Annotated in this window: 13 protein-coding genes; 11 read left to right on the top strand and 2 right to left on the bottom strand. The window is 62.6% G+C overall.

The features are described from left to right. Positions 1-33: 33 nt before the first annotated feature. From ACZ5Y5_RS12995 to ACZ5Y5_RS12980, 4 genes are all read left to right on the top strand, one after another. Complete coding sequence (locus ACZ5Y5_RS12995; protein ID WP_464809027.1) at positions 34-1,467, top strand: DNA recombination protein RmuC; 1,434 nt, start codon at positions 34-36, stop codon at positions 1,465-1,467. 440 nt (positions 1,468-1,907) lie between these two features. Then, positions 1,908-2,150 carry a hypothetical protein gene (locus ACZ5Y5_RS12990; protein WP_464809026.1) on the top strand — a complete coding sequence of 81 codons (243 nt, stop codon included), beginning with the start codon at positions 1,908-1,910 and terminating at the stop codon, positions 2,148-2,150. Between the two features lie 283 nt (positions 2,151-2,433). Continuing rightward, positions 2,434-2,649 carry a hypothetical protein gene (locus ACZ5Y5_RS12985; RefSeq protein ID WP_464809025.1) on the top strand — a complete coding sequence of 72 codons (216 nt, stop codon included), beginning with the start codon at positions 2,434-2,436 and terminating at the stop codon, positions 2,647-2,649. 82 nt (positions 2,650-2,731) lie between these two features. Beyond that, positions 2,732-4,102, top strand: a complete 1,371-nt coding sequence (locus tag ACZ5Y5_RS12980; RefSeq protein WP_464809024.1) for an IS1182 family transposase — start codon at positions 2,732-2,734, stop codon at positions 4,100-4,102. Between the two features lie 138 nt (positions 4,103-4,240). On the opposite strand, the gene ACZ5Y5_RS12975 is transcribed toward ACZ5Y5_RS12980, so the two are convergent. Further along, complete coding sequence (locus tag ACZ5Y5_RS12975) at positions 4,241-9,118, bottom strand: autotransporter domain-containing protein (protein ID WP_464809023.1); 4,878 nt, start codon at positions 9,116-9,118, stop codon at positions 4,241-4,243. Positions 9,119-9,582: 464 nt separating this feature from the next. Here ACZ5Y5_RS12975 and ACZ5Y5_RS12970 point away from each other — a divergent pair, with 464 nt between their 5' ends. Both ACZ5Y5_RS12970 and ACZ5Y5_RS12965 read left to right on the top strand, forming a co-directional pair. Continuing rightward, positions 9,583-10,317, top strand: a complete 735-nt coding sequence (locus ACZ5Y5_RS12970) for a S24/S26 family peptidase (protein ID WP_464809022.1) — start codon at positions 9,583-9,585, stop codon at positions 10,315-10,317. A 139-nt stretch (positions 10,318-10,456) separates the two neighbouring features. Continuing rightward, positions 10,457-10,729: a hypothetical protein gene (locus tag ACZ5Y5_RS12965; RefSeq protein WP_464809021.1), complete on the top strand. Its 273-nt coding sequence runs from the start codon at positions 10,457-10,459 to the stop codon at positions 10,727-10,729. Positions 10,730-10,858: 129 nt separating this feature from the next. On the opposite strand, the gene ACZ5Y5_RS12960 is transcribed toward ACZ5Y5_RS12965, so the two are convergent. Then, the gene (locus ACZ5Y5_RS12960; RefSeq protein ID WP_464809020.1) at positions 10,859-12,052 is read right to left on the bottom strand and encodes a calcium-binding protein; all 1,194 of its coding nucleotides are present in this window, start codon (positions 12,050-12,052) and stop codon (positions 10,859-10,861) included. A 696-nt stretch (positions 12,053-12,748) separates the two neighbouring features. Here ACZ5Y5_RS12960 and ACZ5Y5_RS12955 point away from each other — a divergent pair. The 5 genes from ACZ5Y5_RS12955 (at position 12,749) to ACZ5Y5_RS12935 (ending at position 18,911) form a co-directional block, all read left to right on the top strand. Then, a complete protein-coding gene (locus ACZ5Y5_RS12955; RefSeq protein ID WP_464809019.1) occupies positions 12,749-14,899 on the top strand; it encodes a type I secretion system permease/ATPase in 2,151 nt (716 codons plus the stop codon). Further along, positions 14,896-16,290, top strand: a complete 1,395-nt coding sequence (locus ACZ5Y5_RS12950; protein ID WP_464809018.1) for an HlyD family type I secretion periplasmic adaptor subunit — start codon at positions 14,896-14,898, stop codon at positions 16,288-16,290. The genes ACZ5Y5_RS12955 and ACZ5Y5_RS12950 overlap by 4 nt, the downstream gene beginning before the upstream one ends. 106 nt (positions 16,291-16,396) lie before the next feature. Then, positions 16,397-16,699 carry a hypothetical protein gene (locus tag ACZ5Y5_RS12945; protein ID WP_464809017.1) on the top strand — a complete coding sequence of 101 codons (303 nt, stop codon included), beginning with the start codon at positions 16,397-16,399 and terminating at the stop codon, positions 16,697-16,699. A 21-nt stretch (positions 16,700-16,720) separates the two neighbouring features. Further along, positions 16,721-17,860, top strand: a complete 1,140-nt coding sequence (locus tag ACZ5Y5_RS12940) for a hypothetical protein (RefSeq protein ID WP_464809016.1) — start codon at positions 16,721-16,723, stop codon at positions 17,858-17,860. Further along, the gene (locus ACZ5Y5_RS12935; protein WP_464809015.1) at positions 17,835-18,911 is read left to right on the top strand and encodes a nucleotidyltransferase family protein; all 1,077 of its coding nucleotides are present in this window, start codon (positions 17,835-17,837) and stop codon (positions 18,909-18,911) included. The genes ACZ5Y5_RS12940 and ACZ5Y5_RS12935 overlap by 26 nt, the downstream gene beginning before the upstream one ends. Positions 18,912-19,146: the final 235 nt, after the last annotated feature.

Raw genomic sequence — 19,146 nt, 5'->3', positions numbered from 1 at the left:
TAGGTTCACCTTTCGTTCCATAAGGGGGATATAATGGACAGTCTGGCCGTCATCTTAAGTCTCGCCGCGTTGATCGCGGGGCTGGGGCTCGGCTGGCTGTTGCGCGGCAAGGCGGTAGGGCCGCTGGCTGCGGAGAAGATGGAGCTTGCGGGCAGGCTGACGCAGGCGGAGGCTCAGCGCAACGGCGCGCTGCAGGAACTGGTGGTGGCGCAGGACCGTGCGGCGCAGGCGGCCGACATTGCGCAGCGGCTGGACGATGAGCGGGCGGCGCGCGGCCTTGTCGAGCGGGAATTGGCGGCGCTGCGATCCGAGGCGCAGGCGCGCGCGGAGGCGTTCGAAGCGCAGATCGTGGCGCTGAAGGATGCGAAGGAGCAGCTGTCGGCGCAGTTCAGCGAGATAGGCGGCAAGCTGCTGCATCAGGCGCAGAGCCACTTCCTGGAGCGCGCCGACCAACGCCTGGCGCAGGCGCATGAGAAGAGCGAGGCGCAGCTCAAGCAACTGCTGCATCCGGTCAACGAGACGATCCAGCGCTACGATCAGAAGATCAGCCAGATCGAGCAGCAGCGCACCGAGGCGTACGGCATCCTGCGCGGCGAGATTGAATCGATGAAATCAGGCCAGGAAGCGGTGCGCGCCGAGGCGCAACGGCTGGTGGATTCGCTGCGCCATGCGCCCAAGGCGCGGGGCCGCTGGGGCGAGCAGCAGTTGCGCAACGTGCTGGAGACATGCGGCCTTTCCGAGCATGTCGATTTTCACACCGAAGTGAGCGTCGAGGGCGAGGACGGACGGTTGCGGCCGGACGCAATCCTGCGCGTGCCGGGCGGGCGGGCGCTGGTGATCGACGCGAAGGTATCGCTGAACAGCTATCAGGACGCCTATGGCGCGGAGGGTGAAGATGAGCGCAAGCGCCTGCTGTCGGCCCATGCCGCGGCGATGCGGGCGCATGTCGATACGCTGGGGCGGAAAAGCTATGCCGACCAGTTCGACGAAGCGCCGGACTATGTCATCATGTTCGTGCCGGGCGAGCATTTCCTGTCCGCGGCGCTGGAGCATGACCCGCAGCTGTGGGACCATGCCTTTGGCAAGCGCGTGCTGCTGGCGACGCCGACCAACCTTATCGCGATAGCCCGCACGGTGGCGGCGGTGTGGCGGCAGGAAAAGATGGCGGACGAGGCCAAGCGCATCGGCGCGCTCGGCAAGGAACTTTATGAGCGGCTCGCCGCGGCTGCGGGATCGCTCAAGAAGCTGGGCAACCGGCTGACCGGGGCAGTGAGCGATTATAACAGCTTCGTCGGCAGCTTCGAAAGCCGGGTGCTGGTGACCGGACGCAAGCTGCGCGACCTCAATATCGAGACGGGCGGGCGAGAGCTTGAGGCGCTGGAGCCAGTCGAAGCGCTAGTGCGTGAACCGGCTTCTCCCGAAGCCGTGCGCGCCTTGCCCGAGGCGGTGGCGGACGCGGCGGAGTGATGGCGGCGACAGTCGGTTGCTCTCCGGCTGGCGGTGGGTGTTCCGCGTTCCTGGGCTGACCGCAAAAGGCGGAGTTGCCCCTCCGTCCCCATAAGCGATGGGCGCATAGGCTGTGCCGGGGTCCAGTGACAACTGTTATCTATGGTGATTTTAAATCGTGAATTGCGAGGCGGGGCGGTCCATCCAGTAAATTGCTGCCCTCAGGGATTGTCGACCGACCGGCGATCACTGGGAGAGCTTAAACCTGGTGAAACCAAACCGGCTCCGGAATGACTATGTTAAGTCGTGAGGGGGTCCGTAGCGCTCACCTGCCGCCGGGTTCGAGTTTGAGAGCTTTTGCGTGGACATATGCTGTAGCGCCTCGTCCTAAGTTGGCCGTTCGCCCCCGCCTGCTGGCTAGCCGACTTGGAGCGCTAAGCTAGGTCCTCGGCGACGAAACCATGATCTTCACGGCGACGGGCATCGAGCGGCGCGCCGGTTCTGGCCGTGCTGAATTGGCCAATGGTGATCTGCTGCTGATGCGCCGCTTATGCTTTGCTTTTGGGGGTATGTCCGGTGTCGATGTGTCGCCAATTGGTCGTGCATCAGGCGGCGAACGAAACTGGCGATGCCGGCGTAGCAAAATCGCGCCCGATCGCCTGCGCCTGAACAGCATTAGCGGCGCATCGCGGCTGTCTCACTAAGGGGTTGGTCGGTGGAATGGAGCCCCGGTCACGATGCGGCCGCCTGCGCCCTGCGTCTACATCCGAAATAAAGGAAGCCCCGGACGCCGTCACATAGGAAGCGACCATTGAAACCGCATCGACAATCCGGTCGCCTTAGAAAGATCGCATGCAGCGCTGGTGGTCACTGCCCGCGCGAGCCGCACTACCGCATTGTGGCGCACTAATGCGCCGCTCGGCGGGCCATTTCTTCCAGGACAGCCTGCTCGAGCGAGCGGGAGGACCTTATGATCTGTTGTAATTCGTGGATCGCGCCATCTTCCCTGCCGCGGGCGTAATCCGGCCGGTCGGTTCGGTGGTCGGGAGCTTTTCTGGGAGGGATGAAGAAGCATATATTGCCTTGGCTGCTTCTCAAGATTTCGACCCCATATTTGTCCAGTCTGTCGATCAGGAGACTGGCCAGAGCCTGTTCCAATTGCTTGGCTTCCTCAACGTCAGTCACCAGTGCGAATCTCCATGAAAAAAGGCGCGCCGAAATCCGGCGCGCCCCAGACTGCTGACAAACCCCTGGCGTGAGCTGGGGGTTTGTGATTCTGTAGGCTATGCTGAGAGAGCCTGGACCTGAGCAGACTGCGCTCGAGATAGTGACACTCGAGGAGTTGGTTCCTGCGGATCACCTGCTGCGCAAGATCGACGCGGTGATTGATTTTTCGTTCATCCACGAGCTGACGGCGTCGCTTTACTGTTCTGACAATGGGCGGCCTGCGCTGGATCCGACACTGATGTTCAAGGCGCTGTTCCTTGGCTATTTGTTTGGGGTTCGCTCGGAACGGCAACTTGTCCGCGAGATCCAGGTCAACGTTGCCTATCGCTGGTTCCTGCGGCTGCGGCTGACCGATGCGGTCTTCGATGCCTCGACGCTGTCGCAGAACCGGCGGCGCCGCTATGGCGACACGAGTGTGGCGCAGGAGATATTCGACCGGATTGTCGAGCAGGCGATCGGCCATGGCCTGGTGGATGGTACCGTGCTGTACACCGACAGCACCCACCTTAAGGCCAACGCCAACAAGAACAAATATGACAAGGCAGTCGTCGCTAAATCGTGCTCGGATTATTGGGAGGCGCTCGACGCCGCGATTACCCAGGAGCGACGGGAACGCGGCCTCAAGCCGCTTAAGCCTAAGGAGCGCAGGGCCGTTGAGGCCGAGACCAAGCTGTCGCGCAGCGATCCGGAGAGCGGCTATATGGTCCGGGACGGCAAGCCCAAGGGCTTTTTCTATCTCGACCACCGCACCGTGGACGGGCGGCTAGGGATCATCACCGATACTTTTGCCACGCCTGCCAATGTGCATGATTCGATCGTCTATCTCGGACGCCTCGACCGGCAGCGCGAGCGCTTCGGCTTTCCTGTCGCGGCGGTGGGGCTCGATGCCGGATACGCCACTGCGGGCATTGCTCAAGGGCTAGAGGAGCGCGGCATTCTTGGTGTCACCGGCTATCGCAACCCGACCCCGCCTAAGCCTGGCATGATGCGCAAGAGCCGCTTCCATTGGGAACCGGACCAGGACAGCTATCGCTGTCCCGAAGGCCAGCTGCTGCCCTATGCCACGACCGATCGCCATGGCTATCGCCACTACAAGTCTGATCCTGCGATCTGCCGGCAATGCCCGCTGCTCGCCTCCTGCACCAGCGCCGCCAAGCCCCAACGCGTCATCACCCGCCATGTCTGGCAGGACGCCAGGGACCGATGCGAGGGCCATCGTCTCACCCCCTGGGGTAAGGCCGTCTACAAGCGCCGCAAGGAAACCGTCGAGCGCTCCTTCGCCGACGCCAAGCAGCTACATGGTCACCGTTATGCGCGCTTCCGAGGCCGAATAAGGGTCGCTTGCCAGTGCCTCCTCGCCGCAGCCGCCCAGAACATCAAGAAGATCGCCCTCGCCCTGACCCGCCAGCCAAACCCCCGCCCGGCTTGAACAAGATCGCCCACCGCCATTCTCACAAAACCAGCACCGCAAAATCTTCAAAAGAAAACCCCGCCGCAATAACGACGGGGTTTGTCAGCAGTCTGAGGCGCGCCGAAATCCGGCGCGCCCCTTCCTTTTCCTAACTTGTCAGAAACCGAAGCTGATGCCGCCGCGGATCTGGGCCAGGCTGTTGTGACCGCCAAAGCCGTAGCCGCCGGACAGGAACAGGTTGACGCGCTTGTTGACCGAGGCGTCCACACCCAGTTCGATCAGGCCGCTGCCATCCGGATCGACGCCCTTCAGACGGAAGGCGTTGCCGCCACCGACATATTGCACCGTCCGATCGCTGCCGATGTTGCCCTGGAAGCTATACTGCACCTTGGCATAGGGGCGGTAAGCGATCCCTTCGACATCGCCCAGCAGAGCGCCGGCCTTCACGCCGATGATCGGCGAGAAGACAGTCTTGGACGCGTCATCGACGTGCAGACCAATGCCAGCACCACCTTCTTCCGTGAAGCCGTTCATCGACCAGCGGCGCAGCGCCAGCTTGCCGTAAGGCGTGACCACAAGGCCGCTGCCCGAGGCGATGTCATAGCCCAGTTCAAGGCTGGCATCCCACTGCGAACCCTTGAAGTCGCCTTCAATGGTGCGGGCGAGCAGGGTCAGGTCGCGTTCGACTTCGAACTTCGAGAAGCCATAGGCGAACTGGAAGCTGCCATAGAAGGGACCAAAGCCCTGGGTCGCGTAGGCGCCGATGGTGTAGGTGCGAACCTGCGCCTCTTCCGGCGAGCCCTTGGCAGTGACGTCATGCTGGCCATAGCCGAAGCCGATGCCGAAGGCGCCATTTTCCTGATAAGCGACGTCGATACCGAAGGCGCCACCATAGCTGTTGGTCTTGATCTTCGACGCGCCCGATCCAGTGCCACCCGTCTTGGCGAAGTTCGCGGAGGGGTTGAACCAGAGTTGGGTGCCCAGCGCCTCACCATAGCCGCGACGAGCAGCCAGGCGAGTGACAGTGGTGTTGAAGACCGCGTTCTGATCCACCGCAGCAAGCGAGCCGTAGATCTCCGCCGAGGAAAGCTCGTTGAAGACCTGCGCCGCCTGTGCGCTGTTCAGACGCCAGTCCAGACCCGCAGCGATGTTGGCGATGTCCTGCGCATTGGCGATTTCCGTCACCGAAGCGAAGCCGTTGCCGCCAGCGGCGTCCGTCTTCACCCGCGCAATGACGTCAGCCAGTGCGCTGTCCAAGCCCACCGCAGCTGCTGCCGCGTTGGCGTTGGTCGCGCCGGTGGCATAGCTGTTGCGGGTCGCCCGGATCGACACGGTCTTGGCAGTAGTGTCATGGGTGAGGCCGAAGGAGACGAACTGCGAACTCAGAGAAGGAGTGGCGGTCGCCGTGACATTGCCGGTGCCGGTATAAGTGAACAGCGTGTAGCCGTCGCCCGTCGAATAGAGGCTGTCCTTCGACACCGTCACCGCGACCTTGCCGGCCAGGTTCAGATTGCCGTTCACCGTGACAGATGACGGGGTCGAGAAGACACCGGCATTGGTCGGAGTAGTGAAATAGGGGACGTTCACGCCGCCGGTGATCGGACCCAGTACTTCAGGCGAAGAACCGGCGTTGCCGACCGAGAGATTGCCGAAGCGGACCAGCGAGGGGTTGACGCCCACAACCGTCGTGCCGGTGGCGCTCTGGTTATAGTCGCCCTGCTGATAGAGTTCGATGCCCCTGATCGCTTCCGGCCCCGGCGTGACGATGCTGTTGCCGACCGACTGGATAAAGGTCGGAGCGCGGCGGCCCAGGACAAGGGTGGCATCATTGTTGATGTTGCCCTTGATGCCGAAGACAGGTTCGTCGGAGCCGACGACGTCGAGCTGAACTTCGCCAGCCTTCACGTTGAAGTTGCCGACGTCCAGCGTCCAGGAAGCGGGCGTCGCGCCTTCCGCCGGGACATATTCCGAACCGGTGATGACGAAGGTGCCCGCGCCGGTCTTGTTGAGCGCCGTTGCGCCAAGCACGCGTACGCCGGTCGTGCCGAACAGCCCTTCGGCGTCTTCCGGCAGCTGGGCGACGGGGCTGTAGCTGGCATGGGCAGTCGGCGAAGCGGGCTTGAACTCGCTGGCGCCCAGGAAGCCGCTGCCGTTCAGGTTGACCGTGGTGTTGGTCAGATAGGCGCCGCTATCGTCGCGCTGAGCGTCGATATCGCCCAACGTGATCGACCCGTTGTTCAGGTTGATCGTGGCGTTGATGTCAGCCGTCTTCACCGCCTGCTCGCCATTGACGCTCAGGTTGAAGGCCGCCGGATCGACATTGCCGGCGTTCAGAGCGACGCCGTAAGGCGCGAGCGCCGATGCCAGTTCCGACGTCACCTCATCCTGCGTAACGACAGCGCCGGTCACGGTGACGCCGCGAGACACGCCATTCTGATCGACCGTATAGGTCTGAGCAGCCAGGACAGGGGTTACGGTGACGCTGGTGGTCGTCACATCGGCATCCACCGTAGCCGTCCCGCTGAACTGCGAAGCGCCGATCACGGTCGTGCCGGTCAAGATGCCGTTATTGGTGACGGCACCGGTGACGCCTTCCAGTTGGACGTCGCCGAATGCGATGCCATTGTTGGTGAAGCTTGCAGCGCCGCCAACAGGCGTCACGCTCAGGTCCGCCGCGACGGTGCGGGTTCCCGCATCGGTCGGGTTGGTGTCGGTGATCGTGATGCTGCCGCCAGTATCCAGCGCCGAGACGCTGAACTCATTGCCGTTGAACGGCGATCCGAGCTGACCATTGTTCACGATCGAAGCCGAGGTCAGTCCTTCGACCTCAACGTCGCCGATCGCGGTGCCATTGTTTATGACCGATGCGGCCCCGCCAACGGGCGTGCCGGTGAAGGTCGTCACTTGGGTGACCGGAGTGAAGCCGTCCGGCGCATAGGTGGTGACGAACTCTTCCAGGCTGTCGAAACCTGAGCTGATAGCGGTGAGGTTGCCGCCGGAGCCGAAATTCTCGTCTCCGATAACGCTGCCCGCGCCGATCGTGATCGATGCGCCGCCCAGGCCCGATGCGAAGACGTCACCCGCCACGCTCGGAACACCCTGCTGCGACGGCGCGTCCACAACGACGGAAGCCAAGCCTCCTGCGGAGGTGGAGCTGTCACGGTTGGTGACGCTGGTCAGCGTGTCGATACCGCCAGCAACGGTATATTCAGCGATGCTCTCGCTGGTGCCGATGTCACTTCCGGTGAAGGCGCTCACGGAGCCGCCGACGGAGCCGGTGATGGTCGCGGTGGCATTGCCGAAGCTGGCTTGAGCCGTTGCATCACCTTCAATACGGCCGGCATTGGCGAGGGTCGCATTGCCTGCGGCCACAGGAGCCGTGGAGCTGATCGAGATCGTCTGAACGGCCGTGCCGTCGCCCGCAGCGGTTTCCGTACGGACGGATGAAGCTGCGAAAGTGAAAGCTGGCGAGAGGGCGCTGCTCACATCCACATCGCCGCCAACGGTCGAGGCGGAGCCAATGTTAGCCGATGCAGAACCGCCAAAGACATTTACCGAACCATCGACATTGCTCGCGCCCTGCAGCGACACGGAGGCCGCGCCGCCGATCTGTTCCTGGCTGAATTCGAAATTCTCCGAACGGGTGAAGCCCTGGAACACGCCAGCTTCATAATTGTCCGTCTGAACGAAGTTAGGCGCGAAGAAGCTGCCTTCCTGGCTGATCGCAAAGCCCTGGCTCGTCGAGGACACATTGCCCGACACTTGGCCGCCGTTGAGGTTCACCGCGCTGCCGGTGAGACCGGCAGAAGTGACCGAGCCGCTAAGGCCGGAGTCACCGGGAGCCACAGTGCCGCTGATGTTCACCGTGCTGGTGCCGCCGGTCGTGGCGAACTGGTTCGTGGAAGTGCTGCTGGATAGGACAGAGCCGGTGCCCGCGCCATCGCGCGAATCCGTCACGACATCAATGTTCTCGCTGTTCGACGCGCTGCCCTGCGCCACGGAGGAGACATCGCCATAGACGGTGCCCGTAACCGTCGCGGTGCTGTTCCCGGCGGTGAACTGGCTGACGCTGCCGTCGTTGCCGGCGTTGAAGTTGAGCGACCCGTTGATCCCGGCATAGGTGCCGTTGATGTCGCCGCCGGCCGTCTCCGTCGAGCTGCTCGACTGGATCGTGGTGGTGGTGCCCGAAACGGTGACGGTCGGACCCGTGCTGGTGAAATTGCTGTCCTGGCTGATCAGGTCGGTGCGGCCCAGCACTTCGCCATTGTTGGCGACGGTGATCGCGCCTGTGTCCGATTCCGCCGACACATCGCCGCTGATGCGCGCGGATGCGCCGTTGCTGATCGAGATCGCGCCGGTGGTGGTGAAGGCCAGGGCGTCGCCGTCGATGTCGCCATTATTGGCGATGCCGACCCTGCCGGTGGTGGCAGAGCCGATCACATCGCCAGCGACCGTGCCGTCATTGTTGATCTGGACGTTAGACGCGTCGAGCGCAGAAGCGATGAGGCTGCCATCCACCGCGCCGGTGAGGCCTTTCGCCAGCGTGACATCGCCGAAAGCAGAGCCGACGATGTTGCCGCCGACTGCGCCGTTATTGGTGATTGAGGCCGCACCGCCGAAGTTCGTGGCGCTGACGCTGCCCGTGACGTCGCCGTTGTTGACGCCGGTGAAGCTGTTGGCTGCGCTGGCAGCGCCCACGCCGCCGAAGCTGATCCCCGCGACCTGACCATCATTGGTCAGCGCAACCGCGCCGTCGCCTTCGCCCGCTGCATAGCCGCCGGCCACGAAATCATAGCCGATGCTCGCGCCGCTGATGTCGGCCCCGCTGGCAATCGTGACCGTCAAGTCGGGGTTTGCAGGCGTCGTGATGGCCGTATTGATATCGGCATTGACCGCCGCACCGGTGCCTGCGCCTGCGGGAACATTCACCGCCGCAGGAGCGGCCGATGCCGCACCGGCATGGACCAGAAGGGCCGCTGCCGGGAAGGATGCTGACAGCAGCAGCATCCGGTTGAATTTTGACCTGTTTCTCATTCCAATTCCCCTAGTCATCGTGCCAAGCCACGAGGCGGATCGTGCAGGGGAATAGCCCGACCGGCGCGACGCCAATCCGGTCAGCAGGGCTGATCTATCTTTCTGGTGAAATGCCCCTTCACCCCCTGCCGTCACCCAGCCGCATAGATATGCGTCTGCGCAACTTGCGCAAATGGTCCTATGCGCAAACCCCTCATCGCGCAAACTGTTTTTGCGGATGTATGCGCAAACGCAAATGTTGCCGGCATATAGCGGTCGATAAATTCATATTATCGGGACTTTCGTGTAAATCGAATGACAAGACTGTGCGCAAATTATATGATTGTTCAAGAAGCGTTATTAGCAGTTTGCGGTGGCTTGCGGGGGCGGCAAATAATCGCGCGATCGAGGCGTTCGCGCGGTTCTGTGCGTGCGTTTTTCCGACAAACGGCCGCACAGCTAGGTGCCGGGGATAGGCGCATAAAATGGCAGTTGATTATGAATGGGACCAGCAACGCGCGCGGGGGCTGATCAACTGCCTGGTGGAGGAGACTGGCCTGTCCGCTACGGAGATCGCGCGGCGATCAGGATTGGCGCCATCGACATTGACGCGCATCTACCCCACCCCTTCCGTCGGCTATTCCCTGTCCGCACGCAGCATCGGGAAGCTGAAAGAAGCATTTCCTGAACCTTTCGCCATGTGCGAAGCCATCGGAACTGCACCCTCCTCCACGGCGGCGGCTCCGGTCATGCTGAAGGAACGGCCACTTTCCTTTTCCATGCCGAACCAGCGGCAGATCCCCATCTATGCGGCGTCACTGTTGTTCCCGGAGGAGGAGAGCCTGTCACTGGCAGGCGAACTCGAAATCTGGGAAGGCGATCTGGCGCGCCCCGCGGCCTATATGTCGCCACCCTTCGCCCTGGGAGACGCCAACCGCTACTTCGCGATCTATATCCCCAGCGAAGCCATGGAGCCGCGCTTCAAAGCCGGTGAACGCATCATCCTTGACCGGATAAAGCCAGCCTCGATCGGCGCCGACGTGCTGGTGCAATTGCAGGATGAGGGCGCCCTGTCGCTCTGGACCATAGGCAGGCTGAACGCGCGCGACCGCAATCTCATCAGCCTGACGCAGCATCGTGACAAAGTCACCGCGTCCATCCACCGCAGCAGGATCAAGCATATCTTCCCGGTGATCGGAATGATCGATGACGATGTCTGATTTGATCGAGCGATAAAGTTTTGGTGCTGCCCGGACTATTGTGGGGCACCTATACCATTGGATATCATCCTTGTTTGCAGTCTCCTCCTAGCCCGCTCGGGTGCTAGCGTTCGGCATTGCCGCGACGCAGGAGTTTGCCATGACCGAGGATGATGCGCCCCTTAATATGAAAGAAGATCGCCGCCGTTTCCTTCAGACGTGCGGGCGCTTCGCGGTGACCGTGCCGCCGGCAATGACGATCATGCTATCCACCTCGCTGACGTCGGCAGCAATCGCCGCGTCGAGTGGCGGCGGCGGAGGCGGCAGCAGCGATGGCGGCAAGGATGGCAAGGGTCATGATGGCGTCGATTCCCTGCAGACCCGCATCAATCCGCCCGACTCCCCAAGTTCTGCTCATCCAGAAAGGCATTGAACCAGGACGCCGGGCTGGCGGGGGACATTTCCTCGGCACTCGCTAGAACCCGGCGAGGAATTGCCGGTATGGATGATTAAGTCCGGGCCGCCCGGTGCGGAGCGGCCCGACCTATGCCGATGGTAAATGTCAGGCGAACAGAAAGTCGCTTGAGGAGAAATTCTGCGCCGACAGCGTCGCCGTAGGATCGGCGATGTCGATGCTGAACTTCACCCCGGCTGATGTGACAACGTCCAGCAGCACATTGCCGGACGCGCCGTTCCGGGCAAAGACAGTGCCGGGCGCGCCGCCCGATGCATATTTGGTGACGCCCAACTTCTCCAGCACGATGCGATCCACGCCATCCTCGAAATCCTGGATCTGATCGCCGCCGTCCAATGCCCCAGCGCCCTTGAAGACGAACCAGTCAGCGCCCGCGCCGCCCCACAGCTTGTCCGCGCCAAGATCGCCGGTCAGCTTGTCGAACCCGGCATCGCCATGCAGTTCGTCCGCGCCGTCGCCACCGAGCAGCAGGTCGTCGCCATCGCCGCCATAGAGAATATCCGCGCCAGCTTCGCCGTTCATCGAATCCGCGTCGGCTCCACCGTCGAGAAAGTCATTGCCTGCACCCGCTTCCATCGTATCGCGGCCGGTGCCGCCATAAAGGCGGTCGATGCCGGTTTCGGAATCGAGGATGTCGTCGCCCGCGTCACCGTAGAGGAAATTATTGCCGTCGCCGCCATCGACGCGATCGTTGCCATTGCCGCCGAAGACATGGTCGTCGCCTGACTGGCCCTTCAACTTGTCGTTGCCATCCTCGCCATAGATCCAGTCATTACCGGCGCCGCCAGCGACGGCCTGCGACGTCATCAGGCCCGTTGCCGGGTTGATCTCGTTCAGGAAGCCGTCGTCACCCGCGCCGGCATAGATGATGTCGTCGCCCGCGCCGCCATCGATATAATCGCGGCCTCCCCCGGCATAGATGGTGTCATTGCCGTCATCGCCGAGAATCTGGTCATGGCCGTCGCCAGCCTCGATCCAGTCATTGCCCGCGCCGCCCGACAAGATGTTGTTGCCAGTACCGCCGTAAAGCCGGTCGTTGCCGTCCCCGCCGTCAAGCTTGTCGTTGCCGTCCTCGCCCCAGATCTGATCATCGCCCAGGCCGCCCTTGATATAATCGTTGCCGGCCTGGCCGTGGAGAATGTCGAGGCCGTCATTACCCTCGATATAGTCGTCGCCCAGATCACCCCAGATTTCGTCGTCGCCTGCGCCGCCATAGATGCTGTCGGCCAAGGTCGTGCCCTTGAGCAGATCACTCAAGACCGTTCCGCTTATGCGCCCCATTCCCGCTTCTCCCGAATTTTCGCGCAGCCCTCCCCGAGCCGCACCGGACGAATGACCACAGATTTATGAACGCCATATTTACAGCTGGAGTCGAATCAGGGTTAAACGATGTGAAGGGAAAGAGGAGAGGAGATCGTTACGAAGTCGATTCCAAAAAATTGTCTTTTATTATCAATGCCGATTACTATTTTTTCTGTCTATATTTTCGTTTCGTCTGATAACAACGACTGATTATCTCATCATCCAAGAATGACATGGAAAAGGTGCAGCACATCTTACCTAAATGAGCAGATACTTGGCGAAGGGATCTTCTAAGAAATGTTAGTTGCTTGATTTCCCCAAGAAATTCGGAAAGTTGCGGCACTTTAAGCCTTATCATCAAAGATTAGACACGCTTCTCTCTTACGCAGTTCATCGTAAATTTATGGTCTTCTGTCATTCCATCCGATCCATCAACTTGACGATGGATGGAGCAGGAATGAGAGCGCTATTTGACCGATCGGAAACGCACGGCTGCGTCAGTTATGCTAGCGGCATGCTGAGCGCTTACCGCTCGGTCCTCGGGGTGGGAAATTTCCGAAGATATATATACGGCTCGGGTCTGCATGCCCCATGCGGCGAGCCAAAACCGGCGGTCGGCGCGCGCGGAAGCAGCATCCTTGCGCCTCGGTACGCTGTGGAGCTGAACGACGGACGATGAACGCACAAGCCGCTGATCGACAAGGCAAGCGCGTGGCGCCTGCGGAGAGCGGGCCAGCCGCTCTGGCCGCCTTGCTTGGCATGCACGGCATATCCGCCGACGCTCAGCTGTTGCGGCATGAGCTGGGCCATGCCGATCCGCTGGATACTCGCGACATGCTTCGCCTGGCCAAGCGCCATGAAGGCGTGCGCGCACGTGCTATAGCGCCCGGCGGCGACCGACTGAAGCGAACGGCGCTGCCTGCCTTGGCGCGCGGAGCAGGCGAGTGGTTCATCATGGGCCGCGTCACGGACGATGGCGTCATGATCCATCGTCCGGGCGAAGGCGTGCAAAAGCTGACGCATGAGGCGCTCGGCGATATCTGGTCAGGTGAACTGGTGCTGATCGCCACCCGCGCCGGTATCGCCGGAGCAAAGCCGCGCTTCGACCTTCGCTGGTTCATTCCCCAGATCGTGCGCTATCGCCGCCTTATCGGTGAAGTGCTGCTCATCACCTTGTGCCTCAATCTGCTGGGTCTGGCGGCGCCGCTCTTCTTTCAAAATGTGATCGACAAGGTGCTGGTCTATAACAGCATGGCGACCTTGCAGGTCCTCATGCTCGGCTTTGTCATCGTATCCTGCTGGGAAGTGGCCTTCGGCTGGCTGCGGACGCGCATTTATTCCGAGACGAGCCAGAAGATCGACGTCGAACTTGGCTCCCGCCTGTTCCGCCATCTGATGCGGTTACCGCTCGCCTATTTCGAGGGGCGGCGCGTGGGCGACACGGTGACGCGGGCGAGGCAGTTGGAATCCATCCGGGAATTTCTGACCAACGCCTCCCTGTCGGTCCTGGTCGATCCCCCCTTCACCATCGTCTTCCTGATCGCGATGTGGCTCTATTCCCCGCTGCTCGCCTGCATCGCCATGCTGACGCTGCCGACCTATGTCGCCATATCCTTCATGGTGACCGGGCCGCTGCGCCAGCGGTTGAACGAAAAGTTCGAGCGGAGCGCGGCCACCAACGCCCTGCTGATCGAAAGCGTGTCGGGCATGCAGACGATCAAGGCGGCCGCCGTGGAGCCGCAATGGCAGCATCGCTGGGAAATGCAGCTGGCCTCCTACAGCGCTGCCAGCCAGCGGGCGATCAATCTGGGCAACAGCAGCAGCCAGATGGTGCAGCTGGTTTCGAAGCTCAGCCTTGCCGCCATTCTCTATTTCGGTGCGAAGGAAGTCATTGCCGGAACCCTGTCGGTGGGTGGATTGGTGGCGTTCAACATGTTCGCGCAGCGCGTATCCGGCCCCGTGGTCCGCATGGCCCAGCTGTGGCAGGACTTCCAGCAGGTGCGGCTCTCCGTCGACCGGCTGGGCGAGGTGTTGAACGCACAGCCGGAGCCAAGCTCGACCTCCCGCCTCGCCCTACCCTCCATGAAGGGCGAAGTTCGTTTCGAAGGCATCCGCTTCCGTTATTCCGACGAAGGTCCCTGGATCCTGCGCGACATCAATCTTGCCATTCCCGCTGGTGGATCGGTCGGCATTGTCGGCTCATCGGGGTCGGGAAAGTCGACCCTCGCCAAGCTGCTGCAGCGCATGTACCTGCCCGCGGGCGGCCGCATCCTCATCGACGATATCGATCTGGCGCAGGTGGATCCCGCATGGCTGCGGCGGCAGATCGGTGTGGTCCTTCAGGAAAATCTGCTCTTCAACCGCAGCCTGCGGGAAAATATCGCCTTGGCCAATCCGGCGGCGCCCCTGCCGCAGGTGATCGCGGCCGCGAAATTGGCGGGCGCGCATGATTTCATCATGGCGCTGCCGCACGGCTATGACACGATGATCGAGGAACGAGGGGTCAACCTGTCGGGTGGGCAACGGCAACGGATCGCGATCGCTCGTGCGCTCATCACAAAGCCCCGCATCCTGGTCTTCGACGAAGCCACTTCGGCCCTTGATGCGGAGAGCGAGGCGATCATCCAGAATAATCTCCAGGCGATCGCGAGAAGCCGGACCGTCCTGATCATCGCCCACCGCCTGTCTGCTGTCAGAAGCTGCCAGACGATCATCGCGATGGAAAAAGGACGGATAGTCGAGCGGGGAACCCATGACGAGCTGATGGCGCTCAATGGCCGCTACGCGATGCTGTTTCGGCTGCAAAATGGGCTGACGGAAGAATGACGAGCCTTGCAAACCACTGGGCGATGGCGCGCCGGTTGATAGAGGAGGAGAAAGCGCGCGGCCGAGCGATGACGCAGGTCGATGACGTCGATTTCCTGCCCGCCGCCCTGGAGATCATCGAGCGCCCGGTATCTCCGACCGCCCGTTATACCGCGATGATGCTTGCAGCGGGGGTGGCGATCGCCATCCTATGGTTGATCCTTGGTCAGCTGGACATCGTCGTGTCGGCGCCGGGCCGCCTTGCCCCGACCGACGCGGTGAAGGTTATCCAGGCCGCAGACGGGGGCGTCGTGCGGGCGATATTGGTGCGCGAGAGCCAGCCGGTGAGGAAGGGGCAGGTTCTGGTGGAACTGGACCCCACATTGTCTTCCGCTGATGCGGCTCAGGCGCAAAAGGCGCTCGAGACAGCCGAACTGGAGGCGGCGCGCAGCAGGGCGGTCCTCTCCTCGCTCGACGGGAAGGGCCTGGTCTTTCTGCCTCCGCCGGGCACGCCGCAGTCCGTCATCGATGTTCAGACGGCGCTCGCACGGGCGGAGCTGGAAAATATCCAGGGCAGTTCATCGATGCACGACGCCGAGCGGCAGGCCGCAAGTTCGGCCTATTCAGAGGCGATGCTGCAGGCCGCGAAGATCAGTGAAACGCTGCCGCTTGTGGAGCAGCAAATCGAGGCCAACCAGAAGCTGCTCGCCAAGGGCTATGTTTCCAAGCTGCGCCTGATCGAGATGAACCGGCAGCGCCTCGGCCTTATCAAGGATAGAGAGATTGCGCAGCAGACGGCGCGAAAGGCGCGCGCCGAAATGGCGTCGGTCAGCGGAAACAGCCGCCAGTCGGACGGGGCGGCGCGGGCGAAGCTGCTGCAGAACCTGGCCCAAGCCGATGCGGAGGTGCGCTTGCGCCGGGAAGAGCTGGTCAAGGCGAGCCGAAGGTCGGCCTTCCAGCGGCTGGTGAGTCCGGTCGATGGCACTGTGGCGCAGCTTTCCCTGCATACCGTTGGCGGCACAGTGGATGTGGGCAAGCCGTTGATGGTGATCGTTCCCGACAAGGGGCAGCTAGTTGCCGAGGTCAAGATGCTCAACAAGGATGTCGGCTTCGTCCGGGCAGGGCAGGACGTAGCGGTTAAGGTCGCCGCCTTCCCCTTCACGCGCTTCGGCGTGGTGGTGGGTAGAGTCGAAAGCATTAGCACCGATGCTATTCCGGATGAGAAGCTGGGCCTCGTCTATACGGCCAGGATCGCTCTGGACCGGACCTGGCGCACGCGTGACGGCAACGCGATCTCCCTGATCCCCGGCATGGAGGTAACTGCCGACATCCGCACGGGAAGGCGGAGCATTGCAAGCTATCTGATCAGCCCGCTGCAAGCGACCGCGGCGGAAGCTGGGCGGGAGCGCTGATCGGCTGCCGAGTACCTTATACCTTCTGATATACCCCGCCATAGCACTGCGCTTTGGGGCGGGGCGGGTGGTAGCTTCAGCCAACCCTGCAAAGAGGAGGCTACCCTTGGCTGAGGAACCCACCATCCTGTCTTCGGTCGAAGACCGTCGCCGTTTTCTCATGAACTGCGGCCGTTTTGCCGCGACGGTCCCACCGGCGATGACGATCATGTTGTCGACCTCGCTTTCCTCTGCAGCGATCGCGAAGTCGAGCGGCGGCGGGGGAGGTGGCCACGGCCATGGACCCAAGGGCAATAATGGTGTCGGCAACGGCCCCGACCCGCAGCCTCCGGGCAACCCGCCGATCAATGACGGGCCAGGCACCGGCCCCGGCAACCCCGGAAACAAGGGCGGCGCGCATAAGCCGTGATGTTTGAACGTCAGTGGCAAAATGACAGATGGGCGTAGCGCCCGTGATGGGGCTGAATTGATGCTGCGCCTTACACCCGGGACCTCGATGGCCTTCATCGACGACCAACCGATCATCGTTTCGCGGTCCCGACGCGCCCTGTTCGAGCTGAACCAGATCGCTGGCTATATCGGCTGCCGCCTGGAAGATGGCGTCAGCCTGCCGCAGCTTGCGCAGGAGGTTGTCGAGCGCGGGTTCACGCCCGCCTCGTCGATGCTCAAGTCGGTGCTTGCGGATTGGTCGCAGTCCGGGCTTGTTCATGCGACCAACCGGCCCCCCGCTTCTTCCCCGGTCCTGCTCCAGACGATAGCGCTTGGCGGGCGGCGGATGGTGCTGCGCTATCATGACGAGGCGCTGGTCCGGCTTGTCGCGCCGCTCTTCGCCCATCTGCAGACGGAGACAGCGGACGATCCGGTCGATGCGGTCTATCACCTTTGGTCCGCACATGATTTGTGCCTGTTCAGCCGCGATGACGGTCATGCCTCGGTGCTGCAGCTCAACCAGGCTGCGACTATCGTGAAGGCGCAACTCATCCAGGACATCATCAGCGATCCTCGATGGAGCCTGGCGCTTCATGCTGGCTGCGTGAGCCGCAAGGGGCAGGCGCTGCTGCTGACCGGCCATCCGGGCGCGGGAAAGACCACGCTCATCTCGTGGCTGCTCAAGTGCGATTTCGCTTATCATGGCGACGACATCGCGATGCTGAACCCCGATGGCCGGGTCCAGGGCCTGCCCTTCCTGCCGACGATCAAATCGGGTGCCTGGCCGATGATGGCCGCGCGCTATCCGGGACAGCTTCAGCCTTTGATCCACTGGCGGCCCGATGGCCGGCGCGTCCGCTACCTTGCTGCGCCCGCCATGGCGGAGCAAAGCCCGCTACCGGTCGGCTGGATCGTCAAGCTGCGCCGGGTGAAGGGCGCGCGCGCGCAATTGGCGCCGCAGCATCCCGCCACGCTCATCAAGCATCTTCTGTCCGAAGCCGCTTCGGCCAGCGGCGAAGCCGATCCGGCCGCCCTCGACACGCTGATCCGGGCGGTGAGCGTTGCCCGGACTTGTGAACTTCATTATGACGATCTGGATGAGGCGGCGGCGCTACTTGGCACATTTTGTGGGCCGGCTTGATCCTCTTCGCGGGCTGCTTGCTTGCCTGCGCGGAGAGTTGCCCGCTCGGGCCGATTGGACCGCTATCATCGCCCTTGCCAACAAGACGCTGTGCAGCCCCACCGTTGCGGTGCGGCTGAGCGACGCGGACCGCCTCGATGACCTCCCCGCCGACGTCCGCCTGTTCCTGGACGAAATGGAAAGGCGCAATGCGGAGCGCAACGGTCGTCTGCTTGTCCAACTCGACGAAGCGGCTGCGGTGATGAACGCGCAGGGAGTTCGCCCCATATTGCTGAAAGGCACCGCCTGGCTTGCCCAAAGCCCGCCGCAGCAGCGGTCGGCGCGGATGTTGGCGGACGTCGATCTGATGGTGGAGGCCGACCGCTTCGGCGCCGCGATCGAGCAACTGCGCAGCATCGGTTACCGGCTGGAGACGCCGGACCTCCCTCCCGGAGTGCCCGCCGTCCTCTCCCGCCCGCAGGACGCCGCCACGATCGACCTTCACAGCGAATATGGCAGCCCCAGCACGCTCTTCTATCGCTATGCCGACCTTGCGAATGCGGCGAGAGAAGTGAGGCTCTCCGGCAGCACGGTGCTGCTCCCCTCCCCTGTCGCCTGCACGGCAATCCTGCTGCTGCACGACCAGCTCAAGGGCCGGGACTATCTGCGTGGCCGCATCGACTTGCGCCATCTTCTCGACATGCAATCCTATGCCGCGCAATTTGATGAACGGGACTGGGCGGAATTGGATAGGCTGTTCAGTTCGGCCTATGCCCGCAACGCCATGCGGACGCAGTTGCTCACCGCGCGCAAATTGCTGGGCATGGGCGCGCCCCGCGCCGTCACGCGCGGCATACGCGCGCGGCTGCAATATGGGCGGCGGCTCATCCAGCTTCGATGGCCCGGCACAGCGCCGCTGCTGACGCTGCTGTCGCTGCTCGACCCCTGCTATCTCGCGGCGCGGCGCGCTTCGCGGCGAATGGGTAGAGACGGCGCAACAGACGGGGCGGGACTTCCGCGGCGCGACAGCCTGGAGCGGCTTTTCATTCGTAACGAATTGGGGAAAATCTAGAAAGCGACGCTGCCCTGGTGCGGGCCACGGGCTATCGTTTCGCCTGCGCATAGCTGGCGAATTTGTTTTCCCGTCGCGTGCCCACCATTCCGCATTCCAGCAGGGCACAGAGTGCGGCATAGGCGCTGCCAACGTGAAAGGCATGGCGGCCGCTTCGCCGCTCTCCCCGGTCATCCATGGAAGGTCAGCAAAGCGGATGCCGACCGCGCGAAGCCTAGCCGCACACTTAGGTCCA

It is taken from the genome of Sphingobium sp. TomTYG65 (assembly GCF_055395525.1).
Note: the sequence above shows the minus strand (reverse complement) of the source record. Positions and strands in the feature narration are given on the sequence as shown.

Excerpts from the sequence above, each read along its gene's own strand:
- ACZ5Y5_RS12980 (WP_464809024.1), top strand. The coding sequence starts at position 2,732 with ATGCTGAGAGAGCCTGGACCTGAGCAGACTGCGCTCGAGATAGTGACA.
- ACZ5Y5_RS12990 (WP_464809026.1), top strand. The coding sequence starts at position 1,908 with ATGATCTTCACGGCGACGGGCATCGAGCGGCGCGCCGGTTCTGGCCGT.
- ACZ5Y5_RS12995 (WP_464809027.1), top strand. The coding sequence starts at position 34 with ATGGACAGTCTGGCCGTCATCTTAAGTCTCGCCGCGTTGATCGCGGGG.
- ACZ5Y5_RS12970 (WP_464809022.1), top strand. The coding sequence starts at position 9,583 with ATGGCAGTTGATTATGAATGGGACCAGCAACGCGCGCGGGGGCTGATC.
- ACZ5Y5_RS12955 (WP_464809019.1), top strand. The coding sequence starts at position 12,749 with ATGAACGCACAAGCCGCTGATCGACAAGGCAAGCGCGTGGCGCCTGCG.
- ACZ5Y5_RS12960 (WP_464809020.1), bottom strand. The coding sequence starts at position 12,052 with ATGGGGCGCATAAGCGGAACGGTCTTGAGTGATCTGCTCAAGGGCACG.
- ACZ5Y5_RS12950 (WP_464809018.1), top strand. The coding sequence starts at position 14,896 with ATGACGAGCCTTGCAAACCACTGGGCGATGGCGCGCCGGTTGATAGAG.
- ACZ5Y5_RS12940 (WP_464809016.1), top strand. The coding sequence starts at position 16,721 with ATGACAGATGGGCGTAGCGCCCGTGATGGGGCTGAATTGATGCTGCGC.
- ACZ5Y5_RS12965 (WP_464809021.1), top strand. The coding sequence starts at position 10,457 with ATGACCGAGGATGATGCGCCCCTTAATATGAAAGAAGATCGCCGCCGT.
- ACZ5Y5_RS12975 (WP_464809023.1), bottom strand. The coding sequence starts at position 9,118 with ATGAGAAACAGGTCAAAATTCAACCGGATGCTGCTGCTGTCAGCATCC.